1 protein-coding gene is annotated in these 555 nt (G+C 54.4%); it reads right to left on the minus strand.

The window, feature by feature from the left end:
* Positions 1-540: IS6-like element IS26 family transposase (locus tag HII27_RS26835; protein WP_040235503.1), on the minus strand; the 540-nt coding region annotated here is incomplete at its 3' end.
* Between the last annotated feature and the right edge of the window lie 15 nt (positions 541-555).

The raw sequence follows: 555 nt of genomic DNA on the forward strand, positions 1-555 counted from the left end.
TTTCAGTTTGCCATGATCGCATTCAATCACGTTGTTCCGGTACTTAATCTGTCGGTGTTCAACGTCAGACGGGCACCGGCCTTCGCGTTTGAGCAGAGCAAGCGCGCGACCATAGGCGGGCGCTTTATCCGTGTTGATGAATCGCGGGATCTGCCACTTCTTCACGTTGTTGAGGATTTTACCCAGAAACCGGTATGCAGCTTTGCTGTTACGACGGGAGGAGAGATAAAAATCGACAGTGCGGCCCCGGCTGTCGACGGCCCGGTACAGATACGCCCAGCGGCCATTGACCTTCACGTAGGTTTCATCCATGTGCCACGGGCAAAGATCGGAAGGGTTACGCCAGTACCAGCGCAGCCGTTTTTCCATTTCAGGCGCATAACGCTGAACCCAGCGGTAAATCGTGGAGTGATCGACATTCACTCCGCGTTCAGCCAGCATCTCCTGCAGCTCACGGTAACTGATGCCGTATTTGCAGTACCAGCGTACGGCCCACAGAATGATGTCACGCTGAAAATGCCGGCCTTTGAATGGGTTCATGTGCAGCTCCATCAG

This window comes from Kluyvera sichuanensis (genome assembly GCF_014218705.1).
Taxonomy (GTDB): domain Bacteria; phylum Pseudomonadota; class Gammaproteobacteria; order Enterobacterales; family Enterobacteriaceae; genus Kluyvera; species Kluyvera sichuanensis.